Source organism: Bacillus cereus group sp. BfR-BA-01330 (genome assembly GCF_022663885.1).
GTDB classification, from domain to species: Bacteria; Bacillota; Bacilli; order Bacillales; family Bacillaceae_G; genus Bacillus_A; species Bacillus_A cereus.
The window spans coordinates 228616-241232 of record NZ_JAKUGK010000007.1; the positions used below are offsets into that span (position 1 = coordinate 228616).

The following is a 12617-nucleotide window of genomic DNA, read 5'->3' on the forward strand; positions in this document are numbered from 1 at the left end:
CTATGACTAGAACGTATAAAGAAGTAATTAATGAAATGAACCGAGCTTATAATGAATTCTACATTTTACTATTCCAGGAGTTAAAAGATGAATTCGGTCTTACAGGACAGCAAGAGAGCATGCTATTTCATATTAATTTAAATGAAAACACGACAGCAAATCACATTGCGACTACTTTTAATATATCAAAAAGTGCCGTTAGTCAAGTTTTGTCTAAATTGGAGAAACAGAAGATGATTTCAAAACAAGTAAACCCTAATAATAAACGGGAGTATTTTCTTACACTTGGTCCAAACGGTAGTAAGTATATAGAGCGGTTGTCGGAGTTAGATGATGTATTAATTGAGAAATATTTTTCTAAAATCGATATAAACGCCCTAGAGCAAATGACAGATACGTTAACGAAAATAAATAAAGTCATATTGGAAGAAAAACAGAAAGATCTTGATTGTAATGAGTAAGAACGTAGATGAAGCAATTAGTAGAAAGGAGGAGAAGTGTATTATGAGTTTCATACCAAATATGATTACGATAGCAAATTTTGTATGTGGGCTTTTAGCTATTTACGCTGTTTTCGTTCACGATATTTATTGGGGAGCAGTTTTTATTATTACAGGTATGTTGTTTGACTTTTTAGATGGTATGGTCGCTCGGAAACTTGATTCTGTTTCGGAAATTGGTGGAGAGTTGGACTCATTTGCGGATTTAGTTACTTTTGGTGTGGCACCGTCTATTCTTGCATATAGTGCCTCGTTAAAAGATTTGCAGTCTATCGGGATGATATGCGCGCTCACTTACAGTATTTGCGGCATGCTTCGGCTTGCAAGATTTAACACACAGCAAAGCAAACTCCCGACCTTTATCGGCATGCCAATCCCATTCGCGGCAATGTGTCTCCTCATTTTATGTTTTTTAAAGAATCCAGTTTCCGTGGCGTTTGGTACATGCGTACTCGCTTATTTAATGGTAAGCAAAATCAAATTCCCTCATTTTAAAAAAGATATAGCTGAAAGCTTGAAGCCTGGAAGATTGGATTGATGATACGGGATTACAATGAGAAAGATAAAGGAGTATAACATGATTCGTATGGCATTAAGATCATTCAACATACAAATGTATTGTTTGCTAGGCGTAATGTTATTGGGATGGCTTGTGACACCTTTTTCAGCCCAGTTCGTAGGGATAAGCATTGGCCTTTTGGTGAGTATGTACTGCGCCTGGATTTTAGGAAGGCGTATTGAAAAGTTCGGAGATAGCATTGTAAAAAAAGAAAAAGCACCGATGCTTGGAATGATAAATCGGTTCGCAGCCGCAATACTCGGCGCGATTATTATGTATGAAATTGAACACCATGAATTCATGTGGACATTCGCTGCTGGAATTATGGGTGGGTATTTCTTGGTTATTATTAATTTGGGGTATTACAGTATGAGGGATGAGAAGGGATAAAGTGAAACCTAAGTTTCAGCATACTGTTGCCTAACAACGAATAGCGGATTAGTAATTAGAGTAATAATAAAATCTAACATAAAATTTAAGGAAAATTTTATATTTCCCCCACTTTTTATTTTAAAAGTTTTTCCTATCCTATAAACAAGTTACATCAAGGAGGAGACTGAAAATGAATAAGTGGGGATTTTTTTATTTTTAATATATTCCCTATATTCGAAGACAAAGTAAAAGATTAAATATATGAACAAAGTACTGGTTCTTAAACTATGTTCTAAATAATAGATGAAAATGTAAAGTTAGGGGATTCCACATGCATACAGAAGTTTTGATGAGTTATTTGTATACGTATTTTTTTACAATTATGTTTTGTATTGTATTTCAAATTGGATGTTATTTTAAAGCGAAAAACAATATATCTATTCGGCATTTTCTATGGGTGCATGTTTTTCTATTTTACCTTTCGCTTGTGTATAAGGTGACGCAAATCGCGACTGTATGGGATATAAGTAGATATGAAACGTGGATTCGTGTAAGTCAAATTAACTTGACTCTATTTGATACGGTAGGTAGTACTACGTATCTTTTGAACATCGTACTGTTTATGCCGTTCGGTTTTTTATTACCGATGATTTGGCCGTATTTTAGAAAAATAAAAAACACGGTATGTGCAGGATTCTTTTTTTCATTGGCAATTGAGTTAAATCAATTGTTAAATAATAGAATTACAGATATTGATGATTTATTTACGAACACCCTCGGGGCGATTATTGGGTATTTATTATATAGAGCTTTAAAAATGATATTTAAAAGAGAGGGGGAAAAGCTTGATACCAGCTCTTCTCTAGTTATAAAATACGAGGCTATTTTTTGTTTAGTATGTTCATTTGTAGGAGCGATGTTAATTTATCATCCAGCTTTATTTGGAAGACCTGTCATCATTCAGTGAGGCAATTACGAATTTCTTTTGAATGCTCGAGTGATATTTCAATTTGCAAAAAGCCTTTAACTTGTTATAGTTAAAGGCTTTTATCATCATAATTTTTACTTACCAATTACCCACTCTAACATCCGCCTTCAACCACTTCACCCAATCCAAATCCTCTACCTTAAGCAAACTAAGCGAAACACCCTTCATATCTAAAGAAGTTAACAGTGTACCAACCTTTACGAATGTCACTTGCAATCCTTCAAGTTCACACAAACGGCGAATGTCGTTTGCGAAAATGTATTGTTCCATTAATGGAGTTGCGCCGAGTCCATTAATGAGGATAGCGAAGTTGTCTCCTTTTCTCCAGCGATAAATGCTTTTTAGTTTGTTCATTAGTTCGATCGCTAATATTTCAGAAGAGGATAGTGCTTCTTTACGGTAACCTTTTTCTCCGTGAATGCCTACGCCATAAAACACTTCATCGTCATTTAATGTGAATGAAGCTTTTCCTTTTACTGGATCGTTGACAGGGGAAAGAGCAACTCCTAATGTGTGTAAGTTTTTAGTGATAGAGCGGCCAAGTGTTGTTAGTTCTTCTAGAGAATGGCCTTCAAGAGCGGCCGCACCAAGTATTTTTTGAACGAAAACAGTACCAGCGACGCCGCGTCTTCTTTTATTAAAAGAAGCATCATCTTCAATTGAAACGTCGTCATTTACGATGATGTGGTCAATTTTTCTTCCTTCTTCTTTAGCAATCTGCTTTGCCGCAAGAAAGTTCTCAACGTCATCTTTAAAGTTTTTAATAATGAATAGTATACTTTTATCTTTTGGCATAAGGCGAGTTGCCGCCGCAATTTGTTCCACTGTAGGCGGAGTGAAGATGCTTCCGTTTACTGCCGCTGTAAGCATACCTTTTCCTACATAGCCAATATCAGCAGGTTCATGTCCGCTACCACCGCCACTTATAATAGCGACGTCTTGCTTCATTTTTTCGATATCTTTTACATAAATGATGTTATTCGTTTCATCGTAATTTACTTTGTCGTTATGTTCAAAATAAAAGCCGTGCAGCATATCTTGAACGATATTTTGTACATCATTTATAATCTTTTTCATTGCTTTTGCCACCCTTTAATTACTTTGCTGATTGCTCCAGTAATAGTAGTAATTGATTGTTTATCATATTTTTCATAAGAGAAGACATAATGGAAGGATCTACTTCGCACTTACTTTCAATCCAATCTTTTATCGTTCCAACGAAGCCGTGACTATAAAAGGAGGCAATCGTATTTTTTGTCTCATCAGAAAGGCTGAATCCACAGCTCACAGATAGTTCATCGATAATCTTCATATATAAGTTTTTCGTATGCTCAAATAAATAGTGATTAAACGAGTTTTGCTCAATGACTTTAAAAGCATTTCGGTAAAATTTTTGATTTTCATAAAAGTAATCAAATAATAAATCGAAAATGTTTTCCCACGTTTCATAATCGAGAAAGTCGATAATGTTTTCCTTCGTTTCTTCTCTATAAATCCAGCTTAATAGTTCAAATTTATCTTTAAAATGATAATAAAAAGTTTGCCTACGCATTTGACAGTGTAACATAATATCGCTCACTGATATTTTATGAAACGACTCTGTTTCCATTAAATACTTCAATGAGTTCGCGATTATCTTTTTAGAAATTATAGAAGAGGTCATCTGAATCATCCCTAGAATGTTATTAATATGAAAATCCTATCTATAAATGAGAGCGGTGTCTTTAGACAGATTGTCCATTTTGTCCGTTTACTATAAAACGCTTTCATTTTAACATGGTTAGTAAGAAGAAGATTTCAAATATATCACAATATATTAAAGGAATTGAGGGAGAACTACAATGAAAAAGATTATAAACAAACCAGAAACATTAGTAATGGAAATGTGCAACGGAATGGTTATGGCTCATCCAGAGCTTGAGCTTTTGAAAAAATATAAAGTGATTAAGAAGAAAGAAATGAACGAAAATAAAGTAACGTTAATTAGTGGAGGCGGTAGTGGTCACGAGCCGGCACATGCAGGATTAGTCGGAAAAGGAATGTTAGATGCGGCAGTGTGCGGAGATGTGTTTGCGTCACCTTCACAAATTCAGGTATACCAAGCGATTAAAGAGACAGCTAGTAAAAAAGGTACGTTATTAATTATTAAAAATTATAGCGGCGATATTATGAATTTCAAAAACGGTGCGCATTTAGCGACGGAAGATGGAATTGAAGTCGACTACGTAAAGGTGGACGATGATATTGCGGTAGAAGATAGCCTGTACACAGTAGGACGCCGCGGCGTTGCGGGCGTTATTTTAGTTCATAAAATTGCCGGCGCAGCAGCGGAAGCAGGTATGGATTTAGGAGCGGTGAAAGCTGTAGCAGAAAAAGCAGCGGCTAACGTGCGCACAATCGGTTTAGCATTAACGTCTTGTACAGTTCCAGCGAGTGGATCACCTACTTTCACACTTGCGGAAGATGAAATGGAATACGGTGTAGGTATTCACGGCGAACCAGGAATTAAGCGTGAAAAAATGCTGTCAGCAGATGAACTAGCGAACCGTATGACAAATGACCTTGTAAAAGATTTAGGAGTAAAAGATGGCGAGGAAATCGCAATTCTAGTTAACGGTTTTGGCGGAACACCACTGCAAGAACTTTACTTATTTAACAACGCAGTTACGAGAGAACTAGCTGCAAGAAACATTAAAATCAATAGAGTATTCGTCGGTAACTATATGACAAGTATTGATATGGCTGGTATGTCTTTAACGGTAATGAAGTTAGATGAAGAGCTAAAAACATTACTATCAAAAGAATGTAATACACCAGCGTTTAAAGTAGACGGTCCAGTTGAAAGTGTAGAGTACGTAAATGTACTTGAAGAGACAGAAGAGAAGGAAGTTTCATTTGAACTAGAAACTGCGGAAGAGCACGCTGTTATTAAAGATAATGTTATTACATTAAACAACATGATTTATCTCGTTGATAAAATGAGCGATATTATTATTAAAAATGAAGTACCGTTCTGTGAGCTAGATACGCATGCTGGTGATGGCGACTTCGGAATGAGTGTGGCAAAAGGATTTAAGCAATTAAAACGTGAGTGGCACTCTATTGTAGAACAAGAAAACGTAACGATCGGATCATTCCTTGACGGCTGTTCGATGATTATTATGGAACATTGCGGCGGCGCATCTGGTCCAATTTGGGGCGGTGCATTCCGCGCAGCTAGTAAAGCAGCAGCCGAGAAGCGTGAGTTAACAGTGAAAGAATTCGCTGAAATGCTGCAAGCAGCATTGCAAGGCATCCAATCGATCGGTGAAAGATCATTCGGCAGAGGAGCAGTAGTTGGTGACAAAACACTTGTTGACGCACTTGCTCCATGTGTAGACTCTTGGTTAGATAGCGCCTCAAACGAAGTAGACGTAAAAACTGCCTTTGAAAAAGGAGCAGAAGCAGCGGTCAAAGGAGCAGAGTACACGAAAGAAATCGTAGCTCGCATGGGCCGCGCTGGTACAGTTGGCGAAAGAAGCTTAGGATATCCAGATGCAGGTGCACATGCACTTGGGGTTATCTTTACGGAGATTGCAGGTAGTTTGAAATAGTAATTGGAAAGTCCCTCTGCCTTAAGGTGGAGGGACTTTTATATAGTTGATATGTAGAAGACTTCTTTCGGTTCTTTCTCAGTAAAATATGAGTTTGTTACTATTTTTGATAAAATCTTATTTCAAAAATACAACTAATATTTCTCAACATTAATATATTGAAAATAGTTAGAATATTTAAGATAATCATTTGTGAAGAAGTAAATTATAAAAAAAGGGGGAATTTATTTTGTTACGTCGTTTATCTATTTGTACAGTACTAACAGCTTTTATATTTACTTTATTTACATTTAACGGCTCTGCTTTCGCGGCTACGAATGCTACTGAAAATCAAAATGTAGTAGCAGCTTGTGCAAAGGGAGGTACGGTAGGTGTATATGGTGCAAAGATGCGCAGTGGTTATACTGTCGATTCACCTGTCTTACATACATTTAATGATGGTACGAAAATTACTGGAACATGGGTAACTGGTGAATATGTTCAAGGTCATTACAGTAATTCTAAACAGTGGTTAAAAGTTACATATAAAGGGATGACAGGTTATGTATCCCATACAACATTATATAACGTTTGCTCATAAAACTATGTACCATAATAGCTTTGGATATATTGAGCTAATCTCTTCTCGAGATTAGTTCTTTTTTATCTCTTAGTTTTTAATGGGGCATTTTTTGAAAAAGACCAACGATTCATTAAATCGATGGTCTTACGTTTATATAGTATTCATTCGTATCTATATTAAATTTTTCATTGCTTTTTGCTTATTTTAGACTTAGTTTGTTTGTGATTGCAGCTTATCAATTTTCCAGTATGTTTGTAGAGGGTCTAAAGAGCTTTCAATATAAAACATATATTCATCTGCGGTACGTGGTACTTCAAAAGCTATTTTCAATTCTACCGTTTCATTTGGTTTAACTTGTATATCAGAAGGGTTTTGATCAAGCACCTTTCCTTTATAGATCTTTCCGTCTTTTTCATCTTTTAAGTTATATTTTAATTCTGATAGTCCAATCGTTTGACCTCGTACATTTTTTACAGAGACATTAACAACTACGGAATCGTTGCTAGCATTTAAATAGGCACTTTGAACAGCGGTCAAGTAATAGCCTCCCTTAACACTCTCACCAACTAATAAAATACCTTGTTCCAAGCGGCTCATATCTTCTTTTTCTTCAAAATTTATTAATTCTTCATTTTCATTTTTTGCGGTTGGTTCTTCTATTGGACCATTTTCAACGGCACTATCTGTTTTATCTTGTGTGCAAGCAGCCGTAACACTGACTAATACTAGAATGAAAGTAAGTAATATAGATAATTTTCTCATAAAATTTATCTGTCTCCTTAAGTTTCTCAATTTTGTGCAACTATACATATAAGATTAACATAATGTCTCATTATTGGCTCAAAATAGGGGGTCTTTTAGACAACTTATTCTTTTTACTTTTAATATACATTCGATTGGTTCTCGCGATATTTGTTAATCTTTTAAAACATTGGCTTAGTAATACCGAGGGTTATTATAGATATATTAATCATGTAATTTGTCCATATCAAAATGAACGTTTTTTGCATTTAATATATTGTAAATATATTTTATTTTGGAAGGATGTGATTATATGGCTCATAAATCTACTGGAGTGTTTCGAGTTCCAGTTTCTGAAAATGGGATTATTCCAACTGCTCTCAACATTATGTTAAACAATGATTCACGCTGTCATACTAGTAATGTAACGGTAACTGTTAAGAGAAGTCGAAACACCTTTTTCCCAACTCAAAATGAATTAGTTGAAATCTCTCGTACTTTTGTTTCTTTAGAACCAAACAGAACAACTAAGATTGTGTTGTTTACTCCAGAATTCCAAGTAGAAGATTTCCTTGATGTCATCATTAGTGGAAATAGAGAGGATGTTAAGGATGTTCTTGTATATTCTTTCTTAGCAGATTCAGTAGGTCATAATCTGCCATCTACTGTTTTCAGAAATGCAGAATACACTTTTGCTTGCTGACACTGTGATAATGTATTCTTTACTGTCGTATATCTGAATTGAAATGTTGCAAACAGCACTTCAAGGCATATAATCTATCGTTGAAAGATCATTCGGCAGAGGAGCGGTAGTTGGTGAAAGAAGTTTAGGATATCCAGATGCAGGTGCACATATGCTTGGGGTTATCTTTACAGAAATTTTAGGTAGTTTGAAATAGAAATTAGAAGATCCCTTCTACCTTAAGGTGGAGGGGGTTTTTAATATTATTTTTTGATATATATTGCTAAATATGTTCCCATAATTCATTCTATTGTATTGAGAATAATGTCATCTACATCAAAAAACGGTTTATAAAAGGAACTAGTATTTGAAGAAGTTCCACCTCAAACATACTCCTATGCATATAAGTATGTTTGAGGTGGATTTATTAAAGAATTTTATATATAGCATGAATGAAAATGAGATAAATAAAACAATGCTTCTCAGTATGTTCTTAAGAATTAATTGAGCAGGTCCTTGTAAAAATAAAGAAAAGACACCAAAAGGTGCCTTTCGCCGACTTAAATTAATTTTAATATTATCGATCTAAGTTTAAAAGCTGTAGGGATTTTTTCTGTGGGTTTTGTAAGTAGTTTTTACGAAATTATGAGTGTTTTTTATTTTGTATTTCAATAAGTTCATCTGGTAGCATTTTTGTATAATATTCTTTTTCTGTTAGTTCAAATATAAATAATGCTTTTTTCCAGTTATAAATAACATCTTCTACATTATGTTGTTTCATTTTTAATAAACACTGACCCTTTAAATAGAATAGTTCACCTAGTAAGTATAAAGTATTTAGATTAATTGCTAATTTGATACCCTTATCAATATACTTTATTGCCTCTTCATGTTGATATGTGAAGTCGAAACATTTTGCTAAATTTAACATGAGTTTTAATTTAATTTCTTTATCTCTAGGAAAATCTAATTTATTAAAATTAGTTAAACATCTTTTGAATATATTAATACTTTTTTCATATTCTTTATTTTCTGCATAAAATATAGCCATTGTTTGCATAATATCTATTTCTCTTTCTGATAAAAAATCAGAATTAGTTAAAGTGAGTTTTAATGCATTATTTAAAAAATCTAAAGCAGTTTTTATTGATTTATCCACCATAAATATAGCAATTGCTTCATGCCACATTAGAAATTGTTTCTCATCTTTTGTTTGAAAATTATTCAAGTTTTTCTCTTTTTTTACTATTTCATAAAGTTCTTTATATTGTTTTTGCTTTAAGCAATCTTTTATTACGTATTTTACATTTTCTACATATTTTAATCTTTTGTTTTGAGTTAGTGCAAATATGTTATTCGGATCAATACCAAGTCTTTCTGATAATTGATATAACAATATACTAGATGGATAAATCATACCTTTTTCAATCTTGCTAATTTGACTTTGTGAACATATTCCATGACATAATTCGGATTGTGATATATTTTTTTTAATTCTAAGTTCTTTAATGGTAATACCCAAATCGTTAAATTCCATTTTTCCACCTACTATTTAGCACTTTATTAATATAAGAACATTCTCTAACCTTAATGTAATGTAAAATTAATATAGTTGCAATTATTGTTTTAAAGGTCTTATCGTTTCTATAAGATGGTGAGATTTTTTTATGTACAAAAAAGACACCAAAAGGTGCCTTTCGCCGACTTGGACCACGTTCATTTAATATAAACCTATCTGTATTTTCACATGCTTCTCTAATCCCTCTATTTTACATTTGATAAAATAAAATCCTAATATTACCAATAATTAAATAAATATTTCTACATGTTCAAGATATTTACATAAATTACAAAAATGATACATTTAAGTTGTAAGCTATAAAAACTATTAAAGGGGGATTTATTATGTTCAAGAAATTAGTAGTAGGGCTATTGGCAACAGGTATTGCATTAACAGGAGGAATTGGGGCAGCTTCAGCTGATACGCAAAAAGCTGTGAGCTCTCCGAAGCAAGCAACATGCTCAATTCCTTATGAGTATTCTAATGGTAAATTCAAAAGAACTCTTTATTACTCAAATGGAGTATATGCTAATAGTTTTAATGAAAATGTTTGTGGCGGGACGATTACGTGGTACTTAAAACATGTTCAAAATGGAGTTGCTTTTTACGAAGGTAATTTAAAATAGTAGATTTTTTGAACCTCATTTATTGAGGTTCTTTTATTTTTAGTTTTTAAACTGATTCTCTATAAAAAAGACACCCTAAGGTGCCTTTTTGCGATTTGATCCATTGTAATATGGTATTGAATGCCAGTCCAATTATTATTTTACTATGTTAAGTAGTTTCGATTATTGAGAAAAAATACAACTCATTGTTTGAATGCAAAAAAGCCCTAGGGGGACTAGGACTTTTTGCTAGAATGAATAAGATTTAAAAAAGGACTTATATAACGTAACATATGAATGTTTCGTAAATGTATCAAAAAAGTGAACAAAAGCGTTAATTTTAATAAAAAAAGCTCCGCGATAAAAGCTGCGGAGCTTCATAAGGTCGAGTTATGTCGTACTCACAAGGGATTTTAACATGAATGTTATGGTAAAAATACTGGTAAATTTATCCCATAAAACTCCCGCTGATTAGAGTTTCACTTCATTCGAAGGAATTTATGTTTTATAAATTAGATTATAATAGTTGATATTCTCCATATTGACCAGAAAAGAACTAAAAATTCTAGTGAAATTCCAAGTGTTCGTTTCCTAGTTTTTTGAAATTCTTTTATTAAATAGCTAACAGCACTAATTGCTATAAGAATGAAAAGAATAAGTTCGAGTGTAACTGGCATTTTATCTACCCCTAATACATTAATTTATTATATAAAGATTATAAGATATTTTTGTGGCTAGTAGTGAAAAATTTAATAAAACTATCTCTAAATAGTTATTTTAAAAAGAAGAGAAACTAGCAAAAATTAGATACTTTTGTATAAGAAAGGAATAGATTAATAATTTAATATAAAAAATACAAGATATGCAATATTGCATATCTTGTATTTCATATTACATTGAACCCAATTATGCCTTGAATAGAGAGGGTTTAAAAGAAATATAATAATCTAAATTGTTTACCAATTAATATGGTAAATTATAGATAAATAAAGAAATTTATGTTAATGTACTTATGGTAATATACTGTTAAAAAAAGGAAGAGGTGAAAAGTTTATATGTTTAAAAAAGGCGTATCATTGCTATTAATTTTCATTTTATCTATTTCTACATTTAGTATAGTAACTCACGCTGCTAGTAGTTCAGAATATGTGAATCAATCATTCTATGGGTATAAGGAGCCATCTTTTAATTCAGCTAAAACAAATGGCGGATCAGAGTATGGTGCTCAAAATGTAGGAGTCGTGGAAAAAAGAGATAATGGTTGGTGGAAGATTGAAACATGGGAAGGTCCAGTTTGGATTAACTTAAATGGGGAAGAACGTGTCATGGGAGATTTCTATGCATATGATGAACCTTCTTTCTCATCAAAGGTTGCGAATGCTGGAGCGAAGTACGGGCGACAAACATTTAGAATAGTAGATGGAACAACAGATGGTTGGCTAAAATTTAAGACGTGGGAAGGCGACAAGTGGATGAATCCTACGGCTGAACAAATTACTGTCAACAAAACAATCTATGCGTATAATGAACCTTCATTTAATGCACAGAAAGCAAATTATGAAGCACCATTTAACCCGCAAAATTGGGGAGTAGTAGAAAAAAAAGAAAATGGCTGGATGAAGGTAAGTACTTATGAAGGTTATAAGTGGATCAATCCAGATGGAGAAGAAAGATTCATAAACAAAGCATTCTATGCGTATAACGAAGCTTCATTTAATGCAGGAAAAGCAAACGCTGGAGCATTATATAATCCGCAGAATTTTAGAGTTGTGGATGGGACACCTAATGGATGGTTAAAGGTTAAAACATGGGAAGGCGAGAAATGGCTGAATCTAGATGGAGAAGAAAGGTTCATAGAAAAAGCATTCTATGCGTATAACGAGCCTTCATTTAGTTCAGGCAAAGCAAACGCTGGAGCATTATATAGTCCGCAGAATTTTAGAGTAATAGATGGGACAACTAGTGGATGGTTGAAGATTAAAACATGGGAAGGCGACAAGTGGATGAACCTAAACCAAACAGATTCTGGTTCTTCTGGAGTAATTGATTTAGCTTTAAAACAACTTGGAAAGCCGTATGTTGAAGCTGGGACAGGACCAAATGGATTTGATTGTAGTGGCTTTATTTATTACGTATTTAAAAATAATGGATATAACATTGTGAGAACAAGTGTTGCAGGATACTGGGGAATGGTTACAAAAATAAGTGATCCTCAACCAGGAGATTTAGTATTCTTACAGAATACATATAAAGCGGGTCCTTCTCATTTAGGAATATATTTAGGGAATGGTGAATATATTCATGCTGCTGACGAAACAACAGGTGTAATTAAAAGTAAGATAAATAGTTCATACACTCAAAAGCACTTCTTGGGGTATGCTAGATTTTCAAAATAATTAAATTGGATTCAATAAAAAGACAGCTATCTATGGATAGCTGTCTTTTTATTATTTG

14 protein-coding genes are annotated in these 12617 nt (G+C 33.5%); 10 read left to right on the forward strand and 4 right to left on the reverse strand.

The annotated features are described in order from the left end of the window. Positions 1 to 2: 2 nt before the first annotated feature. The 4 genes from MR112_RS20785 (at position 3) to MR112_RS20800 (ending at position 2398) form a co-directional block, all read left to right on the forward strand. Positions 3 to 461, forward strand: a complete 459-nt coding sequence (locus MR112_RS20785) for a MarR family winged helix-turn-helix transcriptional regulator (protein ID WP_000198939.1) — start codon at positions 3 to 5, stop codon at positions 459 to 461. 43 nt (positions 462 to 504) lie between these two features. After that, positions 505 to 1038 (forward strand): CDP-diacylglycerol--serine O-phosphatidyltransferase, encoded by a 534-nt coding sequence (gene pssA, locus MR112_RS20790; RefSeq protein ID WP_226368378.1) that lies wholly within the window; start codon positions 505 to 507, stop codon positions 1036 to 1038. A gap of 39 nt (positions 1039 to 1077) precedes the next feature. Beyond that, entirely contained in the window at positions 1078 to 1449 is a 372-nt protein-coding gene (locus MR112_RS20795; RefSeq protein ID WP_000620607.1) for an ATP synthase subunit I, read from the forward strand. A 313-nt stretch (positions 1450 to 1762) separates the two neighbouring features. Next, entirely contained in the window at positions 1763 to 2398 is a 636-nt protein-coding gene (locus MR112_RS20800; protein ID WP_000556720.1) for a VanZ family protein, read from the forward strand. A gap of 99 nt (positions 2399 to 2497) precedes the next feature. Here the strand turns inward: MR112_RS20800 and dhaQ are convergent, their stop codons facing one another. Both dhaQ and dhaS read right to left on the reverse strand, forming a co-directional pair. Further along, positions 2498 to 3496, reverse strand: a complete 999-nt coding sequence (gene dhaQ / locus MR112_RS20805; protein ID WP_086401240.1) for a DhaKLM operon coactivator DhaQ — start codon at positions 3494 to 3496, stop codon at positions 2498 to 2500. A gap of 19 nt (positions 3497 to 3515) precedes the next feature. Further along, positions 3516 to 4082: a dihydroxyacetone kinase transcriptional activator DhaS gene (gene dhaS / locus MR112_RS20810; protein WP_000204220.1), complete on the reverse strand. Its 567-nt coding sequence runs from the start codon at positions 4080 to 4082 to the stop codon at positions 3516 to 3518. Between the two features lie 178 nt (positions 4083 to 4260). Between dhaS and dhaK the strand changes: the two genes are divergently transcribed. Both dhaK and MR112_RS20820 read left to right on the forward strand, forming a co-directional pair. Further along, positions 4261 to 6012, forward strand: a complete 1752-nt coding sequence (gene dhaK, locus MR112_RS20815; protein WP_071740853.1) for a dihydroxyacetone kinase subunit DhaK — start codon at positions 4261 to 4263, stop codon at positions 6010 to 6012. 229 nt (positions 6013 to 6241) lie between these two features. Then, positions 6242 to 6592, forward strand: a complete 351-nt coding sequence (locus MR112_RS20820; RefSeq protein WP_000946193.1) for an SH3 domain-containing protein — start codon at positions 6242 to 6244, stop codon at positions 6590 to 6592. A 192-nt stretch (positions 6593 to 6784) separates the two neighbouring features. On the opposite strand, the gene MR112_RS20825 is transcribed toward MR112_RS20820, so the two are convergent. Continuing rightward, the gene (locus MR112_RS20825; RefSeq protein ID WP_001228902.1) at positions 6785 to 7336 is read right to left on the reverse strand and encodes a DUF4352 domain-containing protein; all 552 of its coding nucleotides are present in this window, start codon (positions 7334 to 7336) and stop codon (positions 6785 to 6787) included. 292 nt (positions 7337 to 7628) lie between these two features. Here MR112_RS20825 and MR112_RS20830 point away from each other — a divergent pair, with 292 nt between their 5' ends. Together MR112_RS20830 and MR112_RS20835 are read left to right on the forward strand one after the other, a co-directional pair. Continuing rightward, positions 7629 to 8018 (forward strand): hypothetical protein, encoded by a 390-nt coding sequence (locus MR112_RS20830; protein ID WP_000940664.1) that lies wholly within the window; start codon positions 7629 to 7631, stop codon positions 8016 to 8018. A 76-nt stretch (positions 8019 to 8094) separates the two neighbouring features. Beyond that, entirely contained in the window at positions 8095 to 8214 is a 120-nt protein-coding gene (locus tag MR112_RS20835; protein WP_071740898.1) for a DAK2 domain-containing protein, read from the forward strand. A gap of 426 nt (positions 8215 to 8640) precedes the next feature. On the opposite strand, the gene MR112_RS20840 is transcribed toward MR112_RS20835, so the two are convergent. Continuing rightward, complete coding sequence (locus MR112_RS20840; protein ID WP_000395467.1) at positions 8641 to 9534, reverse strand: helix-turn-helix domain-containing protein; 894 nt, start codon at positions 9532 to 9534, stop codon at positions 8641 to 8643. 368 nt (positions 9535 to 9902) lie between these two features. Here MR112_RS20840 and MR112_RS20845 point away from each other — a divergent pair, with 368 nt between their 5' ends. Continuing rightward, positions 9903 to 10184 carry an LCI fold-containing protein gene (locus tag MR112_RS20845; RefSeq protein WP_000473837.1) on the forward strand — a complete coding sequence of 94 codons (282 nt, stop codon included), beginning with the start codon at positions 9903 to 9905 and terminating at the stop codon, positions 10182 to 10184. Between the two features lie 1034 nt (positions 10185 to 11218). Then, a complete protein-coding gene (locus MR112_RS20850; protein ID WP_242245259.1) occupies positions 11219 to 12559 on the forward strand; it encodes a C40 family peptidase in 1341 nt (446 codons plus the stop codon). Positions 12560 to 12617 lie beyond the last annotated feature (58 nt).

Bases quoted from the DNA above. Each gene is read 5' to 3' on its own strand.
- MR112_RS20850 (WP_242245259.1), top strand. From the start codon at position 11,219: ATGTTTAAAAAAGGCGTATCATTGCTATTAATTTTCATTTTATCTATT.
- dhaS (WP_000204220.1), bottom strand. From the start codon at position 4,082: ATGACCTCTTCTATAATTTCTAAAAAGATAATCGCGAACTCATTGAAG.
- MR112_RS20825 (WP_001228902.1), bottom strand. From the start codon at position 7,336: ATGAGAAAATTATCTATATTACTTACTTTCATTCTAGTATTAGTCAGT.
- MR112_RS20845 (WP_000473837.1), top strand. From the start codon at position 9,903: ATGTTCAAGAAATTAGTAGTAGGGCTATTGGCAACAGGTATTGCATTA.
- dhaQ (WP_086401240.1), bottom strand. From the start codon at position 3,496: ATGAAAAAGATTATAAATGATGTACAAAATATCGTTCAAGATATGCTG.
- pssA (WP_226368378.1), top strand. From the start codon at position 505: ATGAGTTTCATACCAAATATGATTACGATAGCAAATTTTGTATGTGGG.
- MR112_RS20795 (WP_000620607.1), top strand. From the start codon at position 1,078: ATGATTCGTATGGCATTAAGATCATTCAACATACAAATGTATTGTTTG.
- MR112_RS20830 (WP_000940664.1), top strand. From the start codon at position 7,629: ATGGCTCATAAATCTACTGGAGTGTTTCGAGTTCCAGTTTCTGAAAAT.
- dhaK (WP_071740853.1), top strand. From the start codon at position 4,261: ATGAAAAAGATTATAAACAAACCAGAAACATTAGTAATGGAAATGTGC.
- MR112_RS20800 (WP_000556720.1), top strand. From the start codon at position 1,763: ATGCATACAGAAGTTTTGATGAGTTATTTGTATACGTATTTTTTTACA.
- MR112_RS20840 (WP_000395467.1), bottom strand. From the start codon at position 9,534: ATGGAATTTAACGATTTGGGTATTACCATTAAAGAACTTAGAATTAAA.
- MR112_RS20785 (WP_000198939.1), top strand. From the start codon at position 3: ATGACTAGAACGTATAAAGAAGTAATTAATGAAATGAACCGAGCTTAT.